27 protein-coding genes are annotated in these 24,048 nt (G+C 67.8%); 15 read left to right on the top strand and 12 right to left on the bottom strand.

Translation table 11 applies throughout. From position 1 onward, the window contains the following. Nucleotides 1–22 precede the first annotated feature (22 nt). Together FNM00_RS07740 and FNM00_RS07735 are read left to right on the top strand one after the other, a co-directional pair. Nucleotides 23–898, top strand: a complete 876-nt coding sequence (locus FNM00_RS07740; protein ID WP_221933639.1) for a carbohydrate kinase family protein — start codon at nucleotides 23–25, stop codon at nucleotides 896–898. A gap of 212 nt (nucleotides 899–1,110) precedes the next feature. Then, entirely contained in the window at nucleotides 1,111–1,284 is a 174-nt protein-coding gene (locus tag FNM00_RS07735; RefSeq protein ID WP_143912857.1) for a CsbD family protein, read from the top strand. Nucleotides 1,285–1,376: 92 nt separating this feature from the next. Here the strand turns inward: FNM00_RS07735 and FNM00_RS07730 are convergent, their stop codons facing one another. Together FNM00_RS07730 and FNM00_RS07725 are read right to left on the bottom strand one after the other, a co-directional pair. Beyond that, a complete protein-coding gene (locus tag FNM00_RS07730; RefSeq protein ID WP_143912856.1) occupies nucleotides 1,377–1,745 on the bottom strand; it encodes a hypothetical protein in 369 nt (122 codons plus the stop codon). 3 nt (nucleotides 1,746–1,748) lie between these two features. Further along, entirely contained in the window at nucleotides 1,749–4,079 is a 2,331-nt protein-coding gene (locus FNM00_RS07725; RefSeq protein WP_246065114.1) for an ATP-dependent DNA ligase, read from the bottom strand. 70 nt (nucleotides 4,080–4,149) lie between these two features. Here FNM00_RS07725 and FNM00_RS07720 point away from each other — a divergent pair, with 70 nt between their 5' ends. Beyond that, on the top strand, nucleotides 4,150–4,839 hold the full coding sequence (locus FNM00_RS07720; RefSeq protein ID WP_185973044.1) for a GAF and ANTAR domain-containing protein: 690 nt from the start codon (nucleotides 4,150–4,152) through the stop codon (nucleotides 4,837–4,839). A 10-nt stretch (nucleotides 4,840–4,849) separates the two neighbouring features. Here FNM00_RS07720 and ku read toward each other — a convergent pair whose 3' ends face one another. From ku to FNM00_RS07705, 3 genes are all read right to left on the bottom strand, one after another. Beyond that, nucleotides 4,850–5,698 carry a non-homologous end joining protein Ku gene (gene ku, locus FNM00_RS07715; protein ID WP_143912853.1) on the bottom strand — a complete coding sequence of 283 codons (849 nt, stop codon included), beginning with the start codon at nucleotides 5,696–5,698 and terminating at the stop codon, nucleotides 4,850–4,852. An 82-nt stretch (nucleotides 5,699–5,780) separates the two neighbouring features. Next, nucleotides 5,781–6,113: a DUF3817 domain-containing protein gene (locus FNM00_RS07710; RefSeq protein ID WP_246065113.1), complete on the bottom strand. Its 333-nt coding sequence runs from the start codon at nucleotides 6,111–6,113 to the stop codon at nucleotides 5,781–5,783. A gap of 62 nt (nucleotides 6,114–6,175) precedes the next feature. Beyond that, nucleotides 6,176–6,649: a hypothetical protein gene (locus tag FNM00_RS07705; protein WP_143912851.1), complete on the bottom strand. Its 474-nt coding sequence runs from the start codon at nucleotides 6,647–6,649 to the stop codon at nucleotides 6,176–6,178. 138 nt (nucleotides 6,650–6,787) lie between these two features. Between FNM00_RS07705 and FNM00_RS07700 the strand changes: the two genes are divergently transcribed. Beyond that, the gene (locus FNM00_RS07700) at nucleotides 6,788–7,447 is read left to right on the top strand and encodes an ACT domain-containing protein (protein ID WP_143912850.1); all 660 of its coding nucleotides are present in this window, start codon (nucleotides 6,788–6,790) and stop codon (nucleotides 7,445–7,447) included. A 16-nt stretch (nucleotides 7,448–7,463) separates the two neighbouring features. On the opposite strand, the gene FNM00_RS07695 is transcribed toward FNM00_RS07700, so the two are convergent. Further along, complete coding sequence (locus tag FNM00_RS07695) at nucleotides 7,464–8,357, bottom strand: SDR family oxidoreductase (protein WP_143912849.1); 894 nt, start codon at nucleotides 8,355–8,357, stop codon at nucleotides 7,464–7,466. A 141-nt stretch (nucleotides 8,358–8,498) separates the two neighbouring features. Between FNM00_RS07695 and FNM00_RS07690 the strand changes: the two genes are divergently transcribed. After that, a complete protein-coding gene (locus FNM00_RS07690; protein ID WP_143912848.1) occupies nucleotides 8,499–10,040 on the top strand; it encodes a Re/Si-specific NAD(P)(+) transhydrogenase subunit alpha in 1,542 nt (513 codons plus the stop codon). 28 nt (nucleotides 10,041–10,068) lie between these two features. Then, nucleotides 10,069–11,457: a Re/Si-specific NAD(P)(+) transhydrogenase subunit beta gene (gene pntB / locus FNM00_RS07685; protein ID WP_143912847.1), complete on the top strand. Its 1,389-nt coding sequence runs from the start codon at nucleotides 10,069–10,071 to the stop codon at nucleotides 11,455–11,457. Nucleotides 11,458–11,668: 211 nt separating this feature from the next. Here the strand turns inward: pntB and FNM00_RS07680 are convergent, their stop codons facing one another. From FNM00_RS07680 to FNM00_RS07665, 4 genes are all read right to left on the bottom strand, one after another. After that, nucleotides 11,669–11,932: a hypothetical protein gene (locus FNM00_RS07680; RefSeq protein WP_143912846.1), complete on the bottom strand. Its 264-nt coding sequence runs from the start codon at nucleotides 11,930–11,932 to the stop codon at nucleotides 11,669–11,671. A gap of 97 nt (nucleotides 11,933–12,029) precedes the next feature. Next, on the bottom strand, nucleotides 12,030–12,668 hold the full coding sequence (upp, locus tag FNM00_RS07675) for a uracil phosphoribosyltransferase (RefSeq protein WP_143912845.1): 639 nt from the start codon (nucleotides 12,666–12,668) through the stop codon (nucleotides 12,030–12,032). A gap of 50 nt (nucleotides 12,669–12,718) precedes the next feature. Continuing rightward, nucleotides 12,719–13,366 (bottom strand): 3-oxoacid CoA-transferase subunit B, encoded by a 648-nt coding sequence (locus tag FNM00_RS07670; RefSeq protein WP_143912844.1) that lies wholly within the window; start codon nucleotides 13,364–13,366, stop codon nucleotides 12,719–12,721. Nucleotides 13,367–13,463: 97 nt separating this feature from the next. Beyond that, entirely contained in the window at nucleotides 13,464–14,171 is a 708-nt protein-coding gene (locus tag FNM00_RS07665; RefSeq protein ID WP_143912843.1) for a CoA transferase subunit A, read from the bottom strand. A 154-nt stretch (nucleotides 14,172–14,325) separates the two neighbouring features. Between FNM00_RS07665 and FNM00_RS07660 the strand changes: the two genes are divergently transcribed. The 5 genes from FNM00_RS07660 (at nucleotide 14,326) to FNM00_RS07640 (ending at nucleotide 17,951) form a co-directional block, all read left to right on the top strand. Beyond that, complete coding sequence (locus FNM00_RS07660; RefSeq protein ID WP_143912842.1) at nucleotides 14,326–15,087, top strand: IclR family transcriptional regulator; 762 nt, start codon at nucleotides 14,326–14,328, stop codon at nucleotides 15,085–15,087. Between the two features lie 105 nt (nucleotides 15,088–15,192). Then, entirely contained in the window at nucleotides 15,193–15,660 is a 468-nt protein-coding gene (locus FNM00_RS07655; protein ID WP_246065112.1) for a tRNA adenosine deaminase-associated protein, read from the top strand. After that, nucleotides 15,657–16,106 (top strand): tRNA adenosine(34) deaminase TadA, encoded by a 450-nt coding sequence (gene tadA, locus FNM00_RS07650; RefSeq protein ID WP_281281096.1) that lies wholly within the window; start codon nucleotides 15,657–15,659, stop codon nucleotides 16,104–16,106. The genes FNM00_RS07655 and tadA overlap by 4 nt, the downstream gene beginning before the upstream one ends. A gap of 139 nt (nucleotides 16,107–16,245) precedes the next feature. Then, nucleotides 16,246–17,346: an LLM class flavin-dependent oxidoreductase gene (locus tag FNM00_RS07645; RefSeq protein ID WP_143912841.1), complete on the top strand. Its 1,101-nt coding sequence runs from the start codon at nucleotides 16,246–16,248 to the stop codon at nucleotides 17,344–17,346. Further along, nucleotides 17,343–17,951 (top strand): CE1759 family FMN reductase, encoded by a 609-nt coding sequence (locus tag FNM00_RS07640; protein ID WP_143912840.1) that lies wholly within the window; start codon nucleotides 17,343–17,345, stop codon nucleotides 17,949–17,951. The genes FNM00_RS07645 and FNM00_RS07640 overlap by 4 nt, the downstream gene beginning before the upstream one ends. 52 nt (nucleotides 17,952–18,003) lie before the next feature. Here FNM00_RS07640 and FNM00_RS07635 read toward each other — a convergent pair whose 3' ends face one another. Continuing rightward, complete coding sequence (locus tag FNM00_RS07635) at nucleotides 18,004–18,909, bottom strand: carbon-nitrogen hydrolase family protein (RefSeq protein WP_143912839.1); 906 nt, start codon at nucleotides 18,907–18,909, stop codon at nucleotides 18,004–18,006. After that, nucleotides 18,909–20,282 carry a uracil-xanthine permease family protein gene (locus FNM00_RS07630; protein WP_143912838.1) on the bottom strand — a complete coding sequence of 458 codons (1,374 nt, stop codon included), beginning with the start codon at nucleotides 20,280–20,282 and terminating at the stop codon, nucleotides 18,909–18,911. The genes FNM00_RS07635 and FNM00_RS07630 overlap by 1 nt, the downstream gene beginning before the upstream one ends. Before the next feature lie 306 nt (nucleotides 20,283–20,588). On the opposite strand from FNM00_RS07630, the gene FNM00_RS07625 reads away from it, so the two are divergent. The 4 genes from FNM00_RS07625 to FNM00_RS07610 all read left to right on the top strand — a co-directional run bounded on the left by FNM00_RS07625 (nucleotide 20,589) and on the right by FNM00_RS07610 (nucleotide 24,005). Next, nucleotides 20,589–21,671 (top strand): ABC transporter substrate-binding protein, encoded by a 1,083-nt coding sequence (locus FNM00_RS07625; protein WP_185973043.1) that lies wholly within the window; start codon nucleotides 20,589–20,591, stop codon nucleotides 21,669–21,671. Next, the gene (locus tag FNM00_RS07620) at nucleotides 21,658–22,452 is read left to right on the top strand and encodes an ABC transporter ATP-binding protein (RefSeq protein ID WP_221933638.1); all 795 of its coding nucleotides are present in this window, start codon (nucleotides 21,658–21,660) and stop codon (nucleotides 22,450–22,452) included. Before FNM00_RS07625 ends, FNM00_RS07620 begins: the two co-directional genes overlap by 14 nt. Nucleotides 22,453–22,485: 33 nt before the next feature. Further along, nucleotides 22,486–23,295 carry an ABC transporter permease gene (locus FNM00_RS07615; protein ID WP_185973042.1) on the top strand — a complete coding sequence of 270 codons (810 nt, stop codon included), beginning with the start codon at nucleotides 22,486–22,488 and terminating at the stop codon, nucleotides 23,293–23,295. A 116-nt stretch (nucleotides 23,296–23,411) separates the two neighbouring features. Further along, nucleotides 23,412–24,005, top strand: a complete 594-nt coding sequence (locus tag FNM00_RS07610) for a cupin domain-containing protein (RefSeq protein ID WP_185973041.1) — start codon at nucleotides 23,412–23,414, stop codon at nucleotides 24,003–24,005. The last annotated feature ends 43 nt before the right edge of the window (nucleotides 24,006–24,048 follow it).

Here is a 24,048-nt window from a genome sequence, read left to right as displayed (position 1 = left end):
GGGGCAGTGGGAGGATGGCGCCGTGGGTGCAGAGGTCATGGTCATCGGTGAGGCTCTCGTCGACATCATCGTGCGTCCCGGACGCGGGGACGACGAGTACCCGGGCGGGAGTCCGGCCAATGTCGCGCTGGGTCTCGGCCGGCTCGAGCGATCGGTGCGGCTGCTGACCGCCCTCGGCGATGACGACCGCGGTCGGCGTGTCCGCGGGTGGCTGGGGGATTCGGATGTCGAGGTCGACGCGCATCCGCTCGCGCGCACCGCGACGGCGCGGGCGACCCTGGCGGCGGACGGCAGCGCCCAGTACGACTTCGATCTCGTGTGGGACATCGCCTCGCTGAGCATCGACGACGCACCGCGGGTGGTCCACATCGGTTCGCTGTCGGCATTGCGCGAGCCAGGAGCCGGGCGTGTCCGTGAGCTCATCGACGGTCTCGGCGACGACATCGTGGTGACCTACGACCCGAACATCCGTCCGAGCCTCATCCCGCCGCGCGAGGAGAGCCGCGCCCTCGTCGAGGACTGGGTGCGGCGCAGCACGCTGGTCAAGGTGAGCGACGAGGACCTCGCCTGGCTGTATCCCGCCGAGCCGGCGCGGGAGGTCGCGGAGCGTTGGGCGGGGCTCGGTCCGGAGTCGGTCGTGCTGACCCGTGGAGGCGAGGGCGTCGAGGTCTTCGGCCTCGGTGACCGCGTGCGGGAGTATCCCGCGCCGCGGGTGGAGGTCAGCGACACGGTGGGAGCGGGGGACAGCCTGATGGCCGCGCTTGTGGATGCCACCCTCTCGGCATCGCCGGCCGCGTGGGATCTCGACGAGGTCGCCGAGCGAGCGCTGCGGATCGCGGCGATCACGGTGAGCCGGCCCGGCGCCGACCCGCCCACCCGCTCCGAACTGGACCACTAGGAACCTGCGGTCGAGCGGTAGCTGGTCAACCTCACCACGTCCGTGGGGGTAGACCGTCAACCCCATCGCGTTCCGATGAGGTTGCTCATGTACCGCAGTCGGGTTCTCGACATGGCACATATCACGGCCGTGGGGTGCTGTTCAAGATGCGCGTCGGCGGTGTGCGCGGTTCACTGGAGACATCAGGCCCCCATCGAAAGGACTGAGTACCCATGGGACTGGACGACAAGATCAAGAACGCGGCCGAGGACCTCAAGGGCAAGGCGAAGGAGGCCACCGGCAAGGTCACCGACGACAAGTCCAAGGAGGCCGAGGGCAAGGGCGACCAGACGAAGTCGAGCTTCAAGCAGGCCGGCGAGAACGTCAAGGACGCCTTCAAGGACTGAGGCTCTCCCTCGACGATGCGGCCCCCGATACGCTCGGGGGCCGCTTCGTCATGTCAGGGGCACCTTCCTCGCCCGTCGTCAGCTGCGAAGTCTCAGACCGCGGGCTTGGGCGGATCCGTGGGGCTCGGCGGCGGGGTGTACGGCGGCACCTGGGCGTCGTCGGCCTTGGCCTTCAGGTAGGCGACGACACCACCGATCCCGGCGGCGACCAGACCGACGACCGCGAGGCGGCGGACGGCCTTGAAGCGCTTCTTCTTCTTGGTCTCGACCGGCAGGCGATCGCTGACATCATCGGGCAGGCGGTCGATGAGCTGGTCACGCAGCGAGACCAGCTCCTTCTTGTCGGGGAGACGATCCACCACCTGGTCGCGGAGATCGGCGAACTCCTCCCGATCAGGCAGATGTCCTGCCAGCTCCTCGACCTGCGCGCGCAGAGCCTTGGCCTTCTTGCGCTTTCCCATCGCTCACTCCTTCGATTCGATGTGGACGTCATCCGGTCCTAGATCTTTCCGTATTCCACGCCAGACTGCATGGCGGAGGATCCCTGAGCCGGTCCAGCCAGCGTAGACGACTTCACCCACAACCGAAGGCGAAGTCCAGATCGCATCCGTCGCGACGTCCGCCGGCACGTCGACGAAAGGCGGCGTCACACGCCTTCCGCGCCGCAGGATCGCGCTCAACTCGGCCCGCTGTCGGTCCGAGAATCCCGTCCCGACACGTCCGATATAACGCAACCCGTCGGGCCCGGGAATGCCGACGAGCAGGGAGCCGAAGCCCTTCGGCGCACCGGGGCGCCAGCCGCCGACGACGACCGACTGGGCATGCTGGTGCTTGATCTTCAGCCAGGCGGGTGAGCGTTCCCCGGCCACGTACCGGCTGTCGCGACGCTTGGCCACGACCCCCTCGAGCTTCGAGCGCCGGCTGGCGGCGATCGCATCCTCCAGGGACCCAGTGAACGCCTCGGGGGTGACGAGGATCTCGGCGCCGAGATCGAGATCGCGCAGCGCGCGGCGGCGCTCATCGTAGGTGGAGTCCTGCAGCGATCGCCCGTCACCCACCAGGAGGTCGAAGGCGAGATAGGTGACGGGCACCTCGTCGATCAGAGCCTGCACCTCGCGCGCCTTCTCCACCCCCATCCGGCGCTGCAGAAGGCCGAAGCTCGGGATCGCCTGCGCGTCGAGGGCGACGATCTCCCCGTCGATCACCGTGCCGGGGGCGATGCTCTCCCGGGCCGCCTCGGCGACCTCGGGATAGCTGGCGGTGACATCGCGGCCAGCACGGCTGAAGATCCTGGCCCGCTCCTCGTCGACCGCGATCACCGCCCGGACCCCGTCCCACTTCATCTCGAACGCCCACCTGCCCTCGCGGACATCGCGAGCGTCGGCCAGCGTCGCGAGCATGGGCCGCACGAAGCCGATATCGGCGGGCGGGTCGGAGCATTGGTCTTTCATCAGGTGGATGAGCCAGTTCTCACCGGTGCGGATGAGGGCGAAGGTGCGGGCGACGCCACCGAGACCGCCGTTGTCGCTCCCATGCAGGGTGGCGATGACCTCGTCGTCGCGCCACTTGCTCGCCGTGTAGGTGCCGCTGTCCCAGATGTCCACATGCCCGGCGCCGTACTGGCCCTTCGGGATGTCGCCGTGGAAGCTCGCGTACTCCAGCGGGTGGTCCTCGGTCGGGACGGCGAGATGGTTGCGCGACGGATCGTCGGGCACTCCCTTGGGCAGCGCCCACGAGACCAGCACGCCGTCTCGCTCCAGCCGGAAGTCCCAGTGCCGGCGTCGGGCCGCGTGCTCCTGGATCACGAAGCGCAGCTCATCGCTCTCGTGGGGACGCGGCCGTTCGCTCGGGACCGGCTCGGGGGTGGCGGAGGCGTCGCGCATGGAGCGATATGTGTCGAGTCGGTCGGGGGTCTGCGGGGCCAACCCGGCCATCGGGTCGCCGCTGTCGCGGAGCCGCTCGAGGACCTCGCCGTACTCGAGCTGGCGGAGGTCACCGTCCAACTCGTCCCAGGACCGGGGCACCGCGACCGTGGGATGTTCGCGACCGCGCAGCGAGTACGGGCAGATCGTGGTCTTGTTGCCGTTGTTCTGGCTCCAGTCGACGAGGACCTTGCCGCCCCGCTTGGCCTTGGCCATCGAGCTCACCACGAGATCGGGGTGCGCCTCCTCCAGGGCGACCGCGAGCTGCTTGGCGAAGGAGCTCAGATACTCCGCATCGCGGCTCCCGTCGACCGAGCAGTATAGGTGGAGGCCCTTGCTGCCCGAGGTCACCGGGACCGCCTCGAGGCCGACATCCGCGAGCAGCTCGCGGGCAGCGTGGGCGACCTCGACGGCCTCGGCCAGCCCGGCGCCGGGGCCCGGATCGAGGTCGAGGACGAGTCGATCGGGACGGAGCGACTCGCCGAGATCGTCGACGCGCCACTGCGGGACGTGCAGCTCCAGCGCGGCGACCTGGCCGGCCCAGGCGAGATCGGCCACGCTCGCGAACACCGGATAGACATTGCGGTGCGAGCGGTGCTGCACGGTGACCCGGCGGATCCAGGATGGTGCCGAATCGGGGAGGTTCTTCTCGAAGAAGACATCGCCGGGCGCGTCCGAGGTGCCGACGCCGTTCACCCAGCGTTTGCGGGTCACCGGACGTCCCGAGAGGTGCGGCAGCATCACCGGGGCGACCTGCACGAGGTAGTCGATCACCTCGGCCTTCGTGGTGCCGGTCGCCGGATACAGCACTTTGTCGGGATGGGTGAGACGCAGCAGCCGTCCGTCGATGGTCACCGTCTGAGCACTGCTCATCGCCATTGCCTCCTCTCGCGGACCTCGCGTGATCTACGCTGAAGCCTCACGATAGGTCGAGAGGATGGCCATGGGCACGTCGGAGTTCTTCTCCGAGATGGCATTGGAGCTGTACGACCAGCCGTCCACGGAGCAGACCGTTGATCTGATCACCAAGTTCGCGCAGTCGGCGATCGGCGGCAGTGACTCGGGGATCATGCTCGTCCACGCACGGCAGCGCATCGAGACCGCGGCCTCGACCTCGCCGCGGGTGGAGGAGTCGCACGAGCTGCAGCGCACCCACGACGAAGGACCGTGTCTCGACGCCCTCGAGGGGGTCGGCAGCTATCTCTCGAACGATGTCGCGCAGGACGAGCGGTGGCCGACCTGGGGACGCGCCGTCGAGAAGCTCGGGATCCGTAGCGCGATCAGCGTCCGCCTGGAGACCCGCCAACGCCGCTACGGATCGCTGAACATCTACGCCGACGACCCGGACGCCTTCACCCCCGAGGATCTCGCGGTGGCCGAGATCCTCGGCCGGCACGCCTCGGTGGCCCTGGCCGCATCGCACAGCGAGGACGGGCTCATGTCGGCGATCGACGCGCGCAAGCTCATCGGCCAGGCGCAGGGCATCCTCATGGAGCGGTTCGATCTCGACTCCGACCGGGCCTTCGACGTCCTGCGGCGCTACTCCCAGGACGGCAACCGCAAGCTGCGCGACGTGGCCGAGGCCATCGTGCGCCATCGCGGCAGCTCGGTCGGCGGGGCCCCCACGGCCTGAGGCCTCGTGGTCAGCTGGACTTGCGCTTCGAGCTCGACGACTTGGCGGTCTTCTTCGCTCCGCCGGTCTTCTTCTTGCGGGCATCGACGCTGCGCTTGAGCGCCTCCATGAGGTCGACCACCTCACCGCCGTCCTCGGAGTCCTCCTCGCTGACGCCGAAGGTCTTCTCGGTGTCGAGCGTGTCGCCCTGCTCGAGCTTGGCGTCGACGAGGGCGCGCAGCTGCTCCTGGTAGTCGTCGGTGAAGTCGGCGGTGTCCAGGTCCCCGGCGAGGGAGTCGACGAGCTGCTCGGCCATCTTCAGCTCCTTGGCGGTCACCTTCGTCTCGCCGGAGAGGACGTCGAAGTCCGGCTGTCGTACCTCGTCGTCCCACAGCATCGTCTGCAGGACGAGGGCGTTGTCGCGGACTCGGAGCACGCCGAGGCGGGTGCGCTGGCGCAGGGCGAAGTGCACGATCGCGGCGCGGTCGGTCTCCTCGAGCGTCCGGCGCAGCAGGGCATAGGGCTTGAGCGCGCGTTCCTCGGGTTCGAGGTAGTAGGAGGAGTCGAGCCGTAGCGGATCGATCTGGTCGGCGGGAACGAACTCCACCACGTCGATCTCGCGGCTCTTCTCGGCCGGCAGCGAGGAGATGTCGTCCTTGGTCAGCACGACGGTCTGCGTGCCGTCGTCATAGGCCTTGTCGATGTTCTTATAGGCGACGACCTGCCGGCACACCTCGCACCGGCGTTCGTAGCGGATGCGGCCTCCGTCCTCGTCGTGCACCTGGTGCAGGGAGAGATCGTGGCTGCTCGTGGCGGAGTACAGCTTCACCGGCACGTTGACGAGCCCGAAGCTGATGGCGCCCTTCCAGATCGCTCGCATGGGTTCAGTATCGGCGCGGCGGCGCGGCGGCGCCACTGCTCGGGCGGTCGAGATCGCGACCGAGCAGCGGTGAGGGTCCCGGTCAGCGGGCGGGCGCGGTGTCCCGTTCGGGGGCGTCGAGGCGGCCGCTGCGCTCGGCCCAGATATCGAAGACGATCGTCGCCAGGGGTGGGATGGAGGCGAACAGGCCCCACAGGAGCGTGGGGATCGACCACCGGAACACGCGCCAGGCGAGCAGGGTGACCGCGACATAGAGCATGAACAGCCCGCCGTGGATGGGGCCGAAGACCTGGACCCCGACCTCGGAGGTGTCGGCGATGTACTTGATGTACATGCCGATCAGCAGACCGGTCCACGAGAGCGCCTCGGCGATGGCGACGGCACGGAAGAGAGGACGCACGATCCGGGGGTTCACGGCGCCGAGCGTACGGGAGCGGGCCAAGACGATCCTCGGCCCGCTCCTGGTGGATCACTCTCCTACTTGGTCGAGTCGGACTTCTTGACCTTGTCGGGGTTACTGATCGGGCCGACCGTGACCGTCCCGACGCTTCCGCCCCCGCCCCCGCCGCCGATGCTCACCGGGGCGCCGACACGCACCGAGGTGACCGGCGGTGGACTGCCGTAGAGCCGGCGCCAGGTGTCGTGCGACATGGGCGGACGCGGACCGCCGATGCCGGCGCCGCAGAGCTCGCCGTCGGGGTACTGCCGGCAGCCAGTGGCAGGAGGGGCCGGTGTCTGGGGCCGCGGTGCCGGCGGGGTGACCTGGCGGTTCAGGTCGACGCCGCATCGCCCGTCCTCGTAGTACTCGGTGATGCCGCTGGAGACGCGTTTGGCATATCCGGGGACATTGCTGCAGTTCTGGGCGCTGGCGGCGGGCGCGGTCAGCACCAGGCCGGAGCCCACGAGGCCGGCGACGGCGATGCCGCGCAGGGTGATGGAGAGTGCTTTCACGATGTTCTCCTCGGTCGAAGGGGTCGATCGGGTCAGCTTCTCTCCGGCAGCCGGATCCGGTCTATCCGTAGTGCTACGGGTTCGTCCGTATCGTGGCGGTTCACGTGCGGGAAACGTGGATTCGACACAATGGGTGCCATGGCATTCCATCTGCGCGTCGAGTTGCCGGACGTTCCCGGCTCGCTGGGCGCGTTGGCGACGGCACTCGGTAGTGCCGGCGCCGACATCGAGGCCATCGAGATCGTCGAGCACCGGTCCGATGGCTTCGCGGTCGACGACGTGCTCCTCGAGCTGCCGCCGAGCGTCATGCCCGATGCCCTCATCACGGCCTGCCATGCGCTGGACGGTGTGCGGGTGCACTGGATCTCACGCTATGCCGCCGGTGCGAACCTGCGGATGGATCTCGAGGCGGTGGAGTCGTTCACCGCCGAGCCGGCGAAGGCCATCGAGCGGCTGGTCGATGTCGTGCCCGATACCTTCCGCACGGACTGGGCGATGGCGATCGTGCGCCGGCGCGGTGCCGTTCAGGTGGCCTACGGCACGGGTGCGGCTCCGCATCTCATCGACGAGGCGGAGCAGTGGCTCGAGCTGGACTCCTCCCGAGCCCTCGACGATGTCGAGGCCTGGGAGTCGATGGTGCTGGCCGGTGCTCCCGGGCGCCTGCGCCGCGGACAGCGGTTCGCTCTCGTGGTCGGACGACGAGGAGGACCCGAGTTCCTGCCCTCGGAGATCGCGCGGCTCGGGCACATGACGGCCCTCGCCGCCTCCGTGCAGGACCCCGACGCCGCCGACTGGTGACCTGAACCGGGCCGTGTCAGCTGTGCCGGTCGGTCATGGGCACGTGGCTGTGGTGGTAGCGGCCGAGCGCGTCGACCTCGGCCTCGAGCTGCGGGACCGTCTTGCGGGTCAGGCGACGGACATAGGGCCAGGTCGCCGGCGAGTTGACGAAGGCCTTGGACCAGTTGGCGATCAAGACCCCCTTGGGCACGTAGACGCGGGCCTTGCGCTTCGCGAAGCCGGTCAGGATGTGCTCGACACATTCCTCGACGCTCGTGGTCGAGTTCGCCGGGTAGGGCAGCTTGCTGCGGATCGCCTTGAACGTGGGCAGATCGTTCTCGGCCCCGCGCACGATATCGGTGTCGATCCACGAGGGGTGGCAGATGCCGACCGTGATGCCGAGGTGGGCCACCTCCTGGCGCATCGCGACGGCGAGGGATTCGCATCCGGCCTTGCTGGCGGCGTACGGCGCCAGGCCGGCGATATTGGAGAAGGCGGCGAGCGAGGAGACGACCAGCAGATACCCGCGCGTGCGTTGCAGATGGGGGATCGCGTGCTTGGCGGTCCGGAACACGCCGTTGATGTTGATGTCGATGACCCGCTCGAAGGCTGAGTCGTCGATCTGGCGCACGGTGCCGTAGGACGCGATACCGGCATTGGCCAGGACATAGTCGAGCCGTCCGAAGTGCTCGGCGGCGCTGTCGACGGCCTGAGCGATGGCTTCGCCGTCGCGGACGTCGGCCTCCCACCAGGCCGCGTCGTCACCGAGCTCCTCGGCCAGCTGAGCGAGGAGGTCCGGCTCGAGGCCGAGGAGCGCGACCTTGCCGCCGTAGGCGACGAACTCGCGAGCGGTGTGAGCGCCGATGCCGCGGGCGGCGCCGGTGATGAGGGCGACTTTTCCGCTGAAGGCGGAGGGACTGAGCGTGGCCATGGGCTTAAGATACCGTTGGTATGTGAAATGTGCCACTGGCGATGTCACATTCCCTCTCCTATCGGGCCGATACCCCCCACATGGTGAGACACGTGTCTCAGCCGGTGGTCACAATCGCGTTTCGTCGCTAGTGTTCGCGAGGTGAAGATCGGAATCGTCACCGAGTCGGTGCCTGGAGAGACGCGTGTCGCGGCGACTCCGTCGACTGCGTCGCAATTGATCAAGCTCGGCTACGAGGTCGTGGTCGAGGCGGGGGCCGGTGAGCTCGCGAGCTTCCCCGATGCTGCCTTCGTCGAGGCAGGTGCCTCGGTCGGAACGGGCGAGGATGCCTGGTCGGCCGATGTGGTGTTGAAGGTGAACGCTCCCGCCGAGGCCGAGCTGGACCGTCTGCGCGAGGGCGCCACGGTCGTGAGCCTGATGAGCCCGGCGCTGAACCCCGACCTGGTCGATCAGCTCGCGGCGCGGCCCATCACCGCGCTGGCGATGGACGCGGTGCCGCGGATCTCGCGGGCGCAGTCGATGGACGTGCTGTCCTCGATGGCGAATATCGCCGGTTATCGCGCGGTGGTCGAGGCGGCCAACGAGTTCGGTCGTTTCTTCACCGGCCAGGTGACCGCCGCGGGCAAGGTGCCGCCCGCCAAGGTCCTGGTGGCCGGTGCCGGAGTGGCGGGTCTGGCCGCGATCGGCGCTGCATCGAGTCTCGGTGCGATCGTGCGCGCCACCGACCCGCGCCCCGAGGTCGCCGATCAGGTCAAGTCCATCGGCGGCGAGTACCTCGAGGTCGTCGTGCCCGATGAGGACAAGGAAGTGTCCTCCGATGGGTACGCGAAGGCCACGAGTGAGGCCTATGACCGCCGTGCCGCGGAGATCTATTCGGAGCAGGCGGCCGATGTCGACATCGTCATCACCACGGCCCTCATCCCCGGCCGCGCGGCGCCCCGGCTGATCACGGCGGCCGATGTGGCCACCATGAAGCCCGGCAGCGTGATCGTGGACATGGCTGCCGCACAGGGCGGCAATGTCGAGGGATCGGTGCCCGGCGAGCGCGTGGTCACCGATAACGGCGTCATCATCCTCGGCTACACCGACCTAGCCGGCCGTCTGCCCACGCAGGCCTCGCAGCTCTACGGCACGAACCTCGTCAACCTGCTCAAGCTGCTGACACCGGAGAAGGACGGCCAGCTGGTGCTGGACTTCGACGATGTGGTGCAGCGCGCCATCACCGTCGCGCGCAACCGGGAGAAGCTGTGGCCTCCGCCGCCGGTGCAGGTCTCCGCAGCCCCGGCCCCCGCGGCCGCCGCCGCGGCTCCGGCCCCTGCCGCCGAGGAGAAGCCCGCGCTGACCCAGCGGGGCAAGTACGCCCTGGTGGCTGCCGGTGTCGCGGTGCTGTTCCTGGTGAACGCCTTCGCTCCGGCGCCATTGCCGCAGCACTTCACCGTGCTGACGCTGGCGATCGTCATCGGCTACTACGTGATCGGCAAGGTGCACCACGCGCTGCACACGCCGCTGATGAGTGTCACGAATGCGATCAGCGGCATCATCGTGGTCGGTGCGATGCTCCAGCTCGCGACCGACGATGTCGTGATCCGGGTGCTGGCCTTCGTGGCCGTGCTCGTGGCCAGTATCAACGTCTTCGGCGGCTTCGCCGTGACCCGACGCATGCTCGGCATGTTCTCCAAGTGAGCAGAGCCCGAAGGACTGATTGGTCGACATGACTGCTTTTAGCGTGGCTACTGCCGCTTACATCGTTGCTGCCCTGCTGTTCATCCTGTCCCTGGCAGGGCTGTCCAAGCACGAGTCCGCCCGCCAGGGCGTGACCTATGGCATCGCCGGCATGGCGATCGCGCTGCTCGCGACCTTCATCCTGGTGGTCGACGTCTCCGACACCCTCGGCATCGTGTTGCTGCTGGTGGCGATGGCGATCGGCGCGACGATCGGCCTGATACGGGCGTCGAAGGTCGAGATGACCGGGATGCCCGAGCTCATCGCGCTGCTGCACAGCTTCGTCGGCCTGGCCGCCGTGCTGGTCGGCTGGAACGGCTACCTGCAGCACCCGGTCTACGCCCTGGAGTCGCTGGAGCGGATCCACAGCGCCGAGGTGTTCATCGGCATCTTCATCGGTGGCGTGACGTTCACCGGCTCGATCGTCGCCTTCCTCAAGCTGTCGGCGCGGATCAAGTCCGCCCCGCTGATGCTGCCGGGCAAGAACTACCTCAACATCGGCGCGCTGGTCGCCTTCGTGGCGCTGACGATCTGGTTCGTGGCGTCCCCGAACATCTGGCTGATGATCATCGTCACCCTGATCTCGCTCGCGCTGGGCTGGCATCTGGTCGCCTCGATCGGCGGCGGCGACATGCCCGTCGTGGTGTCGATGCTCAACAGCTACTCCGGCTGGGCTGCCGCGGCGGCGGGCTTCCTGCTGAGCAACGACCTGCTCATCGTCACCGGCGCGCTGGTGGGCTCCTCGGGCGCCTACCTGTCCTACATCATGTGCAAGGCGATGAACCGGTCCTTCATCTCGGTGATCGCGGGCGGCTTCGGGATCGAGGCCAGCGGCGGTGACGACACCGACTACGGCGAGCACCGCGAGATCGTCGCCGAGGACACCGCCGAGCTGTTGAAGAACGCGTCGAGCGTCATCATCACGCCGGGCTACGGCATGGCCGTCGCGCAGGCGCAGTACCCCGTCGCCGATCTCGTGCGCAAGCTGCGCGAGCGGGGCGTGGAGGTGCGGTTCGGCATCCACCCGGTCGCGGGACGTCTGCCCGGGCACATGAACGTGCTGCTGGCCGAGGCGAAGGTGCCCTACGACATCGTCCTGGAGATGGACGAGGTCAACGACGACTTCGCCGACACCTCGGTCGTGCTCGTCATCGGCGCCAACGACACCGTCAACCCGGCCGCCTCGGAGGACCCGACCAGCCCCATCGCGGGTATGCCGGTCCTGCACGTGTGGGAGGCCGAGAACGTCATCGTGTTCAAGCGCTCGATGGCCGCGGGCTACGCCGGTGTGCAGAACCCGCTGTTCTTCCGCGAGAACACCCAGATGCTCTTCGGCGACGCCAAAGAGCGCGTCGAAGACATTATCCGGGCCCTGTAGGCGAGATAGCAGGCTCGCCGAGCGGCGGGGCCCGGCGAAGCCGCAACCTTTAAGCGAGATGGCGGGCTCGCCGAGCGTTCATCGCGACGGAAGATGTGCCTCTACGGCTGCCCTGGCAACCGCAGAGGCACATCTCTTGTGAGTCGTGTACGGAGGATGTGATTCCGGGGTCGTCATAGCAGCCGCAGAATCACATCCTCCGTCGTTGGGATCAGTCGCGGGCCGTTTCGGGGGCGAGCTCGTGGACGACGGCCCAGACGATGAAGGCACCACCGATCAGCACGGCGCTGAGCGACCACAGCAGACGGATCGTCCCGGTGTAGACGCCGACCGCACTGGTCAGGGCGCGCTGGCTGAAGGCATCGAGCTGGGAAGAGATGACGTGGAGGACGACACTCGACGTCGCCTCCAGGATGATCGCCGCGAGCAGGGTGAGGACTCCGGCGATGAGCAGGGATCGGGCGGAACGTGGCACGAGGATCACCTTCTCGACGGAGCGTGGACCCTCGACTCTAGGAGACCGGGGCTCGCGTCGCACCCGGAAGCGGACCATCGGGTCCGTCACGGATCGCTCAGACGACCCCGTACAGGCGATCCCCGGCGTCGCCGAGACCCGGCACGATGTAGCCGTTCTCGTCGAGGCGCTCGTCGACCGCGGCGGTCACCACGGTGACCGGGACATCGATGTGCTCCAGCTCGGACTCGATCCTGCGGACACCTTCGGGGGCCGCGAGCAGGGTGATCGCGGTGATGTGGTCGGCGCCCCGCTTCACCAGGAAGTCGATCGCCATCGCGAGAGTTCCTCCCGTGGCGAGCATCGGATCGAGCACGTAGCACTGCCGTCCGGAGAGATCCTCGGGCAGGCGCTCGGCGTAGGTCTCGGCCTGCAGGGTCTCCTCGTTGCGGATCATGCCGAGGAAGCCGACCTCGGCGGTGGGCAGCAGGCGCTGCATGCCCTCCAGCATGCCCAGCCCGGCGCGCAGGATCGGCACGACGAGCGGGGCGGGCGTCGAGAGGCGCACGCCCGTGGTCGGGGCGACGGGGGTCTCGATGGCGGCGGGCTCCACGCGCACCTCGCGGGTGGCCTCATAGGCCAGCAGCGTCACGAGTTCCTCGGTCAGCCGGCGGAACGTGGGGGAGTCGGTCGTCGTCTGCCGCAGCACGGTGAGCTTATGGGCGACGAGCGGGTGATCGAGGACGTGAACCTGCATGCCCCGACCCTATCGGTCGCGGCGCCGCCCGAACCGAGAAGCTCGCCGCGTCACGCGGAGGCCGACTCGGCGAGGGCCAATGGCGCACCCGTCGCAGCAGCGAGATCCGCGAAGCTCTCGCCGGGTGCGAGCCGCAGCACGCGCAGGCCTTCGTCAGTGACATCGATGACGGCCCGATCGGTGACGATCCTGTCCACCACGCCGCGACCCGTCAGCGGCACGGTGCAGTTCTCGACGATCTTCGGCGTGCCGTCCTTGGCCACGTGGTCGGTGATGACGACGATGCGGCGGGTGCCGGCGACGAGGTCCATCGCCCCGCCCATGCCCTTCACGAGGGCCCCGGGCACCGCCCAGTTGGCGAGGTCTCCGTTGGCGGCAACCTGCAGGGCGCCGAGGATCGCGATGTCGACCTTGCCGCCGCGGATCATCGCGAAGGATTCCACGGAGTCGAAGAACGACGCTCCGCTCACCGTCGTGACCGTCTGCTTGCCGGCATTGATGAGATCCGGGTCCTCTTCGCCCTCCCAGGGAAAGGGGCCGAGCCCGAGGATGCCGTTCTCGGACTGGAGCGTCACGTGGACACCGGGCGGCACATGGTTGGCCACGAGGGTGGGGATGCCGATCCCCAGGTTGACGTAGTCGCCGTCGCGGAGCTCCAAGGCGGCGATCGCGGCCATCTCCTCGCGTGTCCAGCTCATGCCGCCACCTCCGCAAGTACCGAGATGTGCTGGGTGCTCGTCAACCCTGCACGGTCCCGGTCGACGAATAGGGAGCAGATCTCGACTCTTCGCTCGCTCATGCGGGTGCTCCTTCGGGTCGCGGGCGCGTGGTGTGCTGTTCGATGTGCTTGGGCCGATCGGGAACGTGCACCAGGCGATGGACGTAGACGCCGGGGGTCTGGACCAGCTCGGGATCGATGGCGTCGACGAGGTGCTCGACCTCGGCGATCGTGACGCGGCCGGAGGTGGCCGCGGCCGGATTGAAGTTGCGTGCCGCGAGCCGGTAGCGCAGGTTGCCGAAGCGGTCGCCGGTGTGGGCGTGAACGAGGGCCAGGTCGGCGACGATCGCCCGCTCCTGGAGATAGGTCACGCCGTCGAACTCCGCCGTCGGCTTGCCCTCGGCCACGACGGTCCCCACCCCGGTGCGGGTGTAGAAGGCGGGGATTCCGGCGCCCCCGGCGCGCAATCGTTCGGCGAGGGTGCCCTGCGGTGCGAACTCGACGTCCAGCTCACCGTCGAGATACTGCCGGGCGAACAGCCTGTTCTCGCCCACATAGGACGCGATGACCTTGCTGACCTGACCGTTCTCGAGGAGGAGCCCGAGCCCCTTGCCGTCCACGCCCATGTTGTTGGACACGATCGTCAGTCCGGTGACGCCGCTGTCGCGAACGGCCTCGATGAGCGCGCTGGGAATGCCGCAGAGGCCGAAGCCGCCGACAGCCAGCGTCATGTGGTCGCGCAGGAGGCCGTCGATCGCCTCGCCGGGCGAGGTCGCGAGCATCATGGCGTGCCTCTCGTTCGATGAGCAGATGCGTGATCCAACGTTGCCGTCCGGTCGTTCGATCTGCAATAGCAGGCTGTGGATCGGTCAGGAAGTGTTCACGAGATGGAAGATGGCCTGGTCTGGCGTCCACTCAGTGGACGTTACGATCATGGGTATGGCAGATGGTCCCTCCCCCGTGGTGGCGCGAGCGAGCGCCGTCCTGCGGGCGATCGCCTCGCGCGAACCCGATGGCATCACCACCACCGAGGCCGGACGTGACGCAGGGGTTCCGCGGGCCACCGCCCACCGGCTGCTCGAATCCCTCGCGCGGGAGGGGCTCGTCGACCGTGACCGGCGATCGGGCCGATGGTCGTTGGGCCCGGAGCTCTATCTACTGGGCGTCGCCGCCGCGCGTCGCTATGACGTCACGGAGGTGGCCCGGCCGGTCGTCGAGCAGCTGGCCCGGGAGACGGGCGAGAGCGCGTTCTTCAGCGCCCGGCGTGGCGACGAGACCGTATGCCTGCTGGCGGTGGACGGCAGCTTCCCCTTGCGATCGCATGTCCTGCACGAGGGGATCCGGTTCCCCCTGGGGGTCGCGTCCGCCGGGATGGTGATGTTGGCCCATCTGCCCGATCGTGAGATCGAGGAGTATATGGCGCGGGCGTCGCTGGGGAGATACGGCCATGACCCGGGACAGGTGCGCGACGCGATCGCGGAGACGCGCTCGTCCGGCTACGCCCTGAACCCGGGACTGATCGTCGAGGGCAGCTGGGGGATGGGGGCGGCCGTCTTCGATCGCGACGAGCGTCCGGCGTGGGCCCTGAGCCTGACCGGTGTGGAGGCACGCTTCGGGCCCGATCGTCGGCCGGCGTTGGGCACTGCGCTGCTCGAAGCGGCGCACGTGCTGTCGCGGACGATCGGTGCCTCGACCCGCTGAGATCTCGATATCGCCCGTCCGGCCGGTTCGCCCGTGTACGAGTGGCGGTGTGTCGCCCGCGTCTGTCACGATGGCGGACGGGACCGTGGCGAGCCAGGAGGAATCGTGACCGAGGACGACGTGGACTTTGTGGTGGCCGCCTATCGGGACGATGGCGACTGGTCGGTCATGGAACTGCCGGCCAAGCTGGGCGAGGACTTCGCCGAGCTGAGTGAGGCGTTGCGTCGATTCCCGTCCGAGGTCGGGACCCTCGCACTCGTCTCCATCAGGGACGACTTCTTCGCCATCGTGCGGCGCAGCGGTCAGCAGGTGCGCGTGCTGTTGTCCGACAACACCGCGACCCTCGACTACCCGCTGGCCGCCGATATCGCGGAGGCGCTCGATGCTCCCGATCCCGACGACGACGATCCGGTCGAGCCGATCGGCGACCTGGAGATCCTGGCGGATCTCGGAGTCGCCTCGGTCGAGCTGTCGTTGCTGTGTGAGGACGACGATCTCTACCCGGATGACGTCCTGCTCGATATCGCCGAGCGACTCGGCTTCCGCGATCAGTTGGAGACGATCGTCGGGTGAACGACGAGGCGTGGATGCGGCGCGCGCTCGAGCTGGGCGCGCAGGCGGCATCCGCGGGCGACGTGCCCGTGGGGGCGCTCGTGATCGGCCCGACGGGTGACGTGCTCGGCGAGGGATGCAACACCCGTGAGCGTGACCTCGACCCGACCGGGCACGCCGAGATCGTGGCCATGCGGGCCGCGGCGCGGGCCGTGGGGGAGTGGCGGCTCGAGGGTTGCACGCTGGTGGTGACGCTGGAGCCGTGCACGATGTGCGCCGGTGCGCTGGTTGCGGCACGCGTCGAGCGGTTGGTCTTCGGTGCCTTCGACGACAAGGCCGGGGCGGTCGGGTCACTGTGGGACGTGGTGCGGGATCGCCGCCTGAATCACCGTCCCGAGGTGCACGCTGGAGTGCTCGCCGCTGACTCGATTGCGCTATTGCGCGATTTCTTCGCCACCCGCCGCTGACTCGTGATCGGCCGCTCACGGGTGAGGTGCGTGGTAGCTCACCGCCCGCCGGTGGCAGGGGGCCGTGATCGATGGAGGGAATGCTCGAGGGGTCGCTCGTGTTAGAGTAGTTAAAGATTCAACTACTGAGGAGCGCGCCATGCAGATCGGCATCTTCACCGTCGGTGACGTCACGCCCGATCCGGTGAACGGCACCACGGTCACCGAGCACGAGCGGATCAAGAACACCGTCGAGATCGCCAAGAAGTCCGACGACATCGGCCTGGACGTGTTCGCCACCGGCGAGCACCACAACCCGCCCTTCGTCCCGTCGAGCCCGACCACCACATTGGCCTATATCGGGGCGCAGACGAAGAACCTCATCCTGTCGACCTCGACCACGCTGATCACCACGAACGACCCGGTCAAGATCGCCGAGGACTATGCGACCCTCCAGCACCTCGTCGACGGCCGCATGGACCTCATGCTCGGCCGCGGCAACACCGCACCGGTCTACCCGTGGTTCGGCAAGGACATCACCAAGGCCGTCGAGCTGACGATCGAGAACTACCAGCTGCTGCGCAAGCTCTGGGATGAGCCGGTCGTCAACTGGGAGGGCAAGTTCCGCACGCCGCTGCAGAACTTCACCGCCACTCCGGCCCCGTTGGACGGTGTCGCGCCCTTCGTGTGGCACGGGTCGATCCGTACGCCCGAGGTGGCCGAGCTGGCCGCCTACTACGGTGACGGCTACTTCGCCAACAACATCTTCTGGCCGAAGGAGCACTACATCCGGCTGATCAACTTCTACCGCCAGCGCTACGCCCACTACGGCCACGGCACGGCGGAGCAGGCGATCGTCGGCCTCGGTGGCCAGTTCTTCATGCGCAAGAACAGCCAGGACGCCGTCAACGAGTTCCGGCCCTATTTCGATGTCGCGCCGGTCTACGGCCACGGCCCGAGCCTGGAGGACTTCACCTCACAGACACCGCTGACGGTCGGCAGCCCTCAGCAGGTGCTGGAGCGCACGCTGGAGTTCGCGGACTTCTTCGGCGACTACCAGCGTCAGCTGTTCCTCGTCGACCACGCCGGCCTGCCGCTGAAGACGGTGCTCGAGCAGCTCGACCTGCTCGGCGAGATCCTCCCGACGATGCGCGAGGAGTTCGCCAAGCGCCGCCCGGCGAATGTGCCGGACGCACCCACCCACACCGCTCGTGTCGCCGCCCGCGTCGCCGCAGCCGTCGACCAGGAGGTCACCGTATGACCACGCGGATCGTCGTCATCTCCGCCGGCCTCGGCGAGCCGTCGACCACGCGGATGCTGGCCGACAAGATCGCCGCCTCGGCGAGCAAGGCCTTGGGCGATGCCCAGGTCGAGATCGTGACACTGCGCGACCTCGCCCACGAGATCACCGATGCGGGATTGACCGGCTTCGCCGCGCCGCGCCTGCAGCATGTGTACGACCAGGTGATGTCCGCCGACGCGCTGATCGTCACGGTGCCGATCTTCAAGGTGTCGTACCCGGGCCTCTTCAAGTCCTTCGTCGACGCCATGGACAGCGATGCGATCGTCGGCACGCCGGTGCTGCTCGCGGCGACCGGTGGCACGGCGCGGCACTCGTTGGCGATCGAGACCTCGTTGCGTCCGCTGTTCGCCTATCTGCAGGCCTTCGTGGTGCCGACGGGCGTGTTCGCGTCGCCGCACGACTGGGGCTCGGCGGGAGAGAACGCTCTGCAGCGGCGTATCGACCGGGCGACCGGGGAGCTGGCGAGCGTCCTGCGCGGTGGCGGTACCGGCCGTTCCCGCGAGGAGGACATCGACCTCTTCAGCGACACCATGCTCTCGATCAGCAACCCCGACCTGCGCTGACCCTCAGAACCCGTTGAGTGGGGGGCACCTCCCCCACTCAACGGGTTCGGGGTCAGCGGGTTCGGGGGCGGGTGAGCTCCCCGTACAGCTCGGGACGCCGCCAGGTCATATGGCCGGGGATCGTGCGGTAGGGGGCAGGGACGATGAGTTCCTCGCTCGCCGCCCGTAGGTAGCGGATGCGATCGAGGTCGAGGTCGGCGGTCAGGAGGCCGGGCTCTCCTGACTCGGCGAGCATCCGCTCCGGCCCGTAGATGCCGCCGATCCCGGTGGTGATCGAGTCGCGGGGAGGAGCGAGCTCGACGCCGCTGCGGTTGAACTGCGCTCCTACGGCCGGATCCATGAGGTTGACGAGGGTCGCCGTGTACGCGTGATTCTCGATGGCGCGCGCTCGGACGAGGGTCCGCCAGTTCTCGGTGTACCCGAGCTCGTCGATCAGCAAGCCGGAGGGGTACAGGATGATCTCCGCCCCCTTCAGCGCCAGGATCCGGCTGACCTCCGGCAGGTGGACCTCCGAGCAGATCGAGACCGCCAGCTTCCCCCACCCCATGTCGACCACGGGGAAGGCCTCGGCGGCGACGTAGTCGAAGTTCCACTGCTTGCCGTCGCGGTAGATATAGGGGCCCTCGGGGTGGGTCCGGTGATAGGCGCCCCTTTCGACCCCCTGGGAGTCGACGATCACGGTCGTGATGTGAAAGGAGCCGTCGCGCCCCGGCGCCGGCCGGGACGTGCCGTACGCCACCGCGACCCCGTGGGTGCGAGCCGACTCGGCCATGACCGCGTCGACCTCGTACCGGTTGGACTCCGTGAACGGCCCGGGATAGTTCTCGGCGAAGGCGATCAGGTCGATGTCTTGGCGCGCGGCATGTTCGATGAGCGCGACGGCGTTCTCGAGATTGCGCTCCTCGTCGTCGCCGAAGTGGGTCATGGTCTGCGCCAGACCCAGGCGGACGGTGGACATCACTCGTCCTCCGCCGGCAGCGGCCGAGCGACGCGGCTCTTGCGGGCGGTGATCAGCGGCCGGATGCCGTAGTTGATCAGCAGGTGCAGCGCCAGCAGGAGGATGACTCCCACCATCATGGGGTTCGTCACGATGCTCTCGACCGACGGTCCCATGGTCGCGACGATGGACTCGGGGAGGAACTGCGACCCGAGCGAGATGATGAAGGCCGGAGCGGCGACCATCAGGTTCAGGTCGTCCCACTCGACCTCGGCGAGCATCTGGATCCCGGAGATGGCGATGACGCCGAAGAGGACCGTGGAGGCGGCCGCGAGCACCGGCATCGGGAGCCCGGCGATGAAGAGCCCCACCTTCGGGATGAAGGCCAGGACGAGCGCTACGGCGCCCGCTGTCGCGGTCACGTATCGGCTCCCGACGCCCGACATCCGGACGATCCCGGCGTTCTCGGGATAGGACGTCGTCCCGATCCCACCGAACGCGGCACCCGCGACCGAGCCGGTGAACTCCGCGAACAGGCCGCGGTTGACCCGTTCGATGGGCACGGTGCGGTTTCCCCAGCTGCTGACGAGCCGGAACATGCCCATCGACTCGGTGCCTCCCTGCAGGAAGGCCAGCAGCATCAGGATGACCACGGACCACTCGACGCCGAATCCGAAGGGCAGGAATTGGGGAGTTCCGATGACGGCGACCTCCGAGAGGTCCGGGAGGGCCCAGAGTCCACAGACGGCCGTGAGGGCGGTGCCCGCGACGATTCCCCAGAAGATCGCGCCTCGGCGCAGCAGCGTATTGCCGCCGAAGATGGTGAACGCCATAACGAAGACCACGGTGGCGAGGCTGAGAAGGAAGAAGGGCCAGCCGTAGCCGCTGGTGCCTTCGGTGCCGAACCACCCACTAAGCCCGATCGCGGCGAGCTGTCCGCCGATGATGACGAAGAGGGTCCCGAAGACGAGTGGATCGGAGGCGATGCGGGAAACCTGGCCAAAGAGCCCGAATCGTCGTGACGGGAGGCTCAGGAGGGCGAAGATCGCTCCGGCGACCATCATGGAGCCGAAGGCCGTCCCGAGTCCGAAGGTCGCTCCCGAGGCGATGATCGCCACCATGAAAGCGGCGGTCGGCCCCTGCACGATCGGGAGTTGGAGAATCCGGCTGGACTGCAGGATCGTGATCAGGCCCGTCATGAAGAAGCAGCCCTGCGTGATCCAGCCCACCTCCTGGGCGCTGAGATCGAGTGAGACCCCGATGATGCCGGGGAACAGCCAGATCCCGGTGAGGGCGAGCAGGTGTTGGAACCCGAAGAGACCGGTCTTGGCGGGAGAGAGCTTTTCATCGAAACCGATGCTCAGGAGCGGTGTGCGAGATGGTGTGGTGGTCATGGTGACTCCGGCGTGACTCGACTGGACGCGATCCGGCCAGGGTGGCGTGGATCACATGTCGGTATCTTGGACCACTCGCGTTGTTCAATCAAGTCGATTTAATTTCAGGCTGGTTAACCTTCCGGGTCGTCACCTCCGCTGCCCCTGTCGTTGCATGGATGTGAAGCAGCTTTAACCTCGCTGAAACTTCATCAGGGTTGACTTTCCTTCAATGTGACTTATGCTCATCATCATGTGATGCGAGTCACGTCCACTCTGATCGGGCCCGGGAGTCACCCGCGGCTCGCCGACCAAGCGAGGGTGAACATGAGGAAACTACTTCGGGCGGCGGCGCCACTGGTGCTCGTCGCAGGCCTGGCCGGCTGTGGGTCCGGTGGTGACGGAGCCGGCGGCGACGACGGGCTGACCGTCATGCTCTCGTACAAGAAGTCGATCTACTGGCTGCCGATGCTCATCGCGGAGGATCAGGGCTACTTCGAGGACGAAGGAGTCGACGTCCAGTTCGAGGAGACCAACGGCTCGGGCTTCGTGACACAGCAGCTCATCGCCGGCAATGTCCCGGCCGGCTGGGCCGGTGCCCCCGACGCCGCCGTCGCCTTCTCGAAGGACGACAACCTCCGCGCGCTCATGTGCAACCCGCCGCAGAACATCTTCCGCATCGTCGTCCCCGATGACTCCGATATCGAGAGCGTCGAGGACCTCGAGGGCAAGACCCTCGGCATCGCCGAGGCCGGCGGCGGCGAGGAGCCCATCGTCAATGCGTCCCTGGAGGCGGCCGGCCTCCAGCGGGATGCCGATGTCCGCATCCTGCCGATCGGCGACGCCGGCCCCGCCTCGCTGAACGCGATCCTGCAGGGACAGGTCGACGCCTATGCCGGCAGCTATCCCGATATCTCGACGCTCACGGCCGATGGCCGGCTGCAGACCCGGGACATCACCCCTGAGCAGTACAACGCGATCCCCGGGGACTGCCTGGTGACTACCGCGGACGCCCTCGAGGACGATCAGGTGCGCGACCAGCTCGTCGGCATGGCGAGGGCGTGGGCCCGCGGTGCGGTGTTCGCCGCGGAGAACCCCGAGGCCGCCACCACCATCGCCTGTCGCGTCGTGCCGCAGGAGTGCGAGGACATGGACTTCGCGACCACCTATGTGAAGGACACGATCGGGTTGTCGGGTGTCGCCGACGATGCCGACACTCCCTTCGGTCACGTTGACGACAGCGCGTGGCAGACGACCTTCGAGGTGCTCGCCGAATCCGGCGCGATCACGACAGATCCCGATGCCGGGACCTTCGCCGGAGGCGGGATCGCCGAGCAGTTCGCCTCGGACTACTGGGACTTCGATATCGCCGCGACGCGTGAGGAGGCGAGGAGCAGTGACGGTAACTGAACAGCCGCCGTCCGTGACCCGTGAGGGCATCACGATCCAGTCCCTCAGCAAGGTCTACGACACCGCCGACGGCGGCGAGGTGACGGCCCTGCGCAATATCGACCTGCAGATCCAGCCCGGGGAGTTCGTGTCCTTCCTCGGACCGAGCGGCTGTGGCAAGTCCACCTTGCTGCACATCATCGCCGGGCTGCTGCCGCAGACCGCCGGAACCGTCGACGTCTTCGGCACTCCCGCCGCCCCGGGGCGACAGGACAGCGCCATCATGCTGCAGACGCCGGTGCTCTTCCCCTGGCGGTCCGTGCTCGACAACATCCTGCTGCCGGTGGAGATCCTCGGCCTGGACCGGACGAGTGCCACGGCGCGTGCGCACGAGCTCCTGGAGCTGACCCACCTGACGGAGTTCGCTCAGAAGAATGTCTGGGAGCTCTCCGGCGGGATGCGACAGCGGGTCAGCCTGGCTCGTGCGCTCGTCACCGATCCGGCCCTGCTGTTGATGGACGAGCCCTTCTCCGCGCTCGATGAGTTCACGCGCGAGCGACTCAATATCGAGCTGGCGCGGCTGCACGAGGAGCTTGGCCGGACGACGCTGTTCGTCACCCACAACATCTCCGAGGCGGTGTTCCTGTCCGATCGTGTCGTCTGCATGCGGCCACGTCCCGGGGAGGTCATCGACATCATCGATGTCGATCTGCCGCGACCGCGTGGCGCCGAGCACCTTGCGAGCGCCGCGGCCATCGAGAACGAGAGCCTCGTGCGCGAGGCCATCGCCGAGTACATCTGAGAGGCCACGATGTCGACCAGTACTGCACACAAGATGCCCCCGACACGAAAGACCACTGTCACGAAGGCGGGTCGTCCTGCTCGTCGCGGGCCGTGGGCCAAGGTATGGCCGCCGGTGCTCGTGATCGTCGTGTTCCTGCTGCTCTGGGAACTGGCCTGCCGTGCGGGTCTCGTGAACGAGATCATCGTCCCACCGCCCTCGGATGTGGCCGTCAGCTTCGTGTCGATGCTCGACAAGGCCTACTTCTGGGAGGCCACCTGGGTGACGATGGCCGAGACGATCGCCGGCTTCCTGATCGGGGTGGTCCTCGCCTGGGCGATCGGTACGGCCCTCGGCATGTACGACTGGGCCAAGACGGCGTTCTATCCGATCGTCGTCGGCTTCCAGATCACCCCGCGCGTCGCGCTGGCGCCGCTCTTCCTCACCTGGTTCGGCTTCGGGTTGACGTCCAAGGTCGTCATGGCCGCCACGATCTGCTTCTTCCCGGTGCTGCTCAACGTCATGGTCGGTATGGACACCGTGGACCGGAACGCCCGCACGCTCATGCGATCCCTCGGCGCGAGCCGCTGGGAGGAGTACCGCAAGCTCGTGCTCCCGTCGTCCCTGCCGTTGATCTTCGCGGGCATCAAGAATGCCATCACGCTGGCGCTGATCGGTGCGATCGTCGCGGAGTTCGTCGGTGCCTCGCGCGGCATGGGAGTGTTGATCAAGTCGCTGAACTTCCAGCTGGACGTCGCCGGCGGGTTCGCCGTCATCGTGGCGCTGATGATCTTCGGCCTCATCCTCTACTGGATCGTCGAGTACATCGACTCCAAGGTCGTCTTCTGGCGGTCGCATTCGTGAAGCGACCGGGGGCCGGGGACGGTGACGAAGGCCGAGACATGATGGGAGTCGATGTGGCGAAGGGGGACCTGGACTACACTGTCCGGGATCGACGCGGCGCGCGGGAGGAGACACCTGTGAAGATCCCCGCTCGGAGCGGTACTGGTGAGCCGAATGCGGCTGACGAGACCATCCGCAAGGTGGGGTCGACGATCCGGGCCCGCCGCAAGCAGATCAACATGACGCTGAACGATCTCGCCGAGAGCACGGGCGTGTCGGTGTCGATGCTGTCGATGCTCGAACGCGGTGTGGCGGGTGCGTCGATCGGCACGCTCGTCGCCGTCGCCTCGGCGCTGCGGCTGCAGATGCACGATCTCTTCGATCATCCAGAGGCCGAGACCGTGTCGCCGGTGGTTCCGCGCGCCGCGCAGACCGAGGTGGAGACCGGCGAGGGCGTCGTGCGTCGCATCGCGCACCACGCCGCTGACCGTGGGCTCGAGATGGCGGTCAACGAGTACGCCCCCGGCACCGCGAGCGGCGACAAGCCGGTCCATCACGGGGGACGTGAATACGGCATCGTCATCAGCGGCTCGCTCACCGTCGAGCTCGCTGGGGCCAGTTACCGGCTGCGTGCCGGCGACGCCATCAGCTACGACTCGTCCACACCCCACCGCATCGCGAACGAAGGCCGCTCCTCCGCGCGCGCCGTCTGGGTCAACCTGCTCGACTGAACGCCTCTGTGGCGGATACGGGCCTCCCCATCCCCGTATATTT

This window comes from Aeromicrobium piscarium, from assembly GCF_007421815.1.
In the GTDB taxonomy this organism is placed as follows: Bacteria; Actinomycetota; Actinomycetes; order Propionibacteriales; family Nocardioidaceae; genus Aeromicrobium; species Aeromicrobium piscarium.
Note: the sequence above shows the minus strand (reverse complement) of the source record. Positions and strands in the feature narration are given on the sequence as shown.

Excerpts from the sequence above, each read along its gene's own strand:
- FNM00_RS07735 (WP_143912857.1), top strand. The coding sequence starts at position 1,111 with ATGGGACTGGACGACAAGATCAAGAACGCGGCCGAGGACCTCAAGGGC.
- FNM00_RS07730 (WP_143912856.1), bottom strand. The coding sequence starts at position 1,745 with ATGGGAAAGCGCAAGAAGGCCAAGGCTCTGCGCGCGCAGGTCGAGGAG.
- FNM00_RS07725 (WP_246065114.1), bottom strand. The coding sequence starts at position 4,079 with ATGAGCAGTGCTCAGACGGTGACCATCGACGGACGGCTGCTGCGTCTC.
- FNM00_RS07720 (WP_185973044.1), top strand. The coding sequence starts at position 4,150 with ATGGGCACGTCGGAGTTCTTCTCCGAGATGGCATTGGAGCTGTACGAC.
- ku (WP_143912853.1), bottom strand. The coding sequence starts at position 5,698 with ATGCGAGCGATCTGGAAGGGCGCCATCAGCTTCGGGCTCGTCAACGTG.
- FNM00_RS07700 (WP_143912850.1), top strand. The coding sequence starts at position 6,788 with ATGGCATTCCATCTGCGCGTCGAGTTGCCGGACGTTCCCGGCTCGCTG.
- FNM00_RS07695 (WP_143912849.1), bottom strand. The coding sequence starts at position 8,357 with ATGGCCACGCTCAGTCCCTCCGCCTTCAGCGGAAAAGTCGCCCTCATC.
- pntB (WP_143912847.1), top strand. The coding sequence starts at position 10,069 with ATGACTGCTTTTAGCGTGGCTACTGCCGCTTACATCGTTGCTGCCCTG.
- upp (WP_143912845.1), bottom strand. The coding sequence starts at position 12,668 with ATGCAGGTTCACGTCCTCGATCACCCGCTCGTCGCCCATAAGCTCACC.
- FNM00_RS07670 (WP_143912844.1), bottom strand. The coding sequence starts at position 13,366 with ATGAGCTGGACACGCGAGGAGATGGCCGCGATCGCCGCCTTGGAGCTC.
- FNM00_RS07665 (WP_143912843.1), bottom strand. The coding sequence starts at position 14,171 with ATGATGCTCGCGACCTCGCCCGGCGAGGCGATCGACGGCCTCCTGCGC.
- FNM00_RS07660 (WP_143912842.1), top strand. The coding sequence starts at position 14,326 with ATGGCAGATGGTCCCTCCCCCGTGGTGGCGCGAGCGAGCGCCGTCCTG.
- FNM00_RS07645 (WP_143912841.1), top strand. The coding sequence starts at position 16,246 with ATGCAGATCGGCATCTTCACCGTCGGTGACGTCACGCCCGATCCGGTG.
- FNM00_RS07640 (WP_143912840.1), top strand. The coding sequence starts at position 17,343 with ATGACCACGCGGATCGTCGTCATCTCCGCCGGCCTCGGCGAGCCGTCG.
- FNM00_RS07635 (WP_143912839.1), bottom strand. The coding sequence starts at position 18,909 with ATGTCCACCGTCCGCCTGGGTCTGGCGCAGACCATGACCCACTTCGGC.
- FNM00_RS07630 (WP_143912838.1), bottom strand. The coding sequence starts at position 20,282 with ATGACCACCACACCATCTCGCACACCGCTCCTGAGCATCGGTTTCGAT.
- FNM00_RS07625 (WP_185973043.1), top strand. The coding sequence starts at position 20,589 with ATGAGGAAACTACTTCGGGCGGCGGCGCCACTGGTGCTCGTCGCAGGC.
- FNM00_RS07615 (WP_185973042.1), top strand. The coding sequence starts at position 22,486 with ATGCCCCCGACACGAAAGACCACTGTCACGAAGGCGGGTCGTCCTGCT.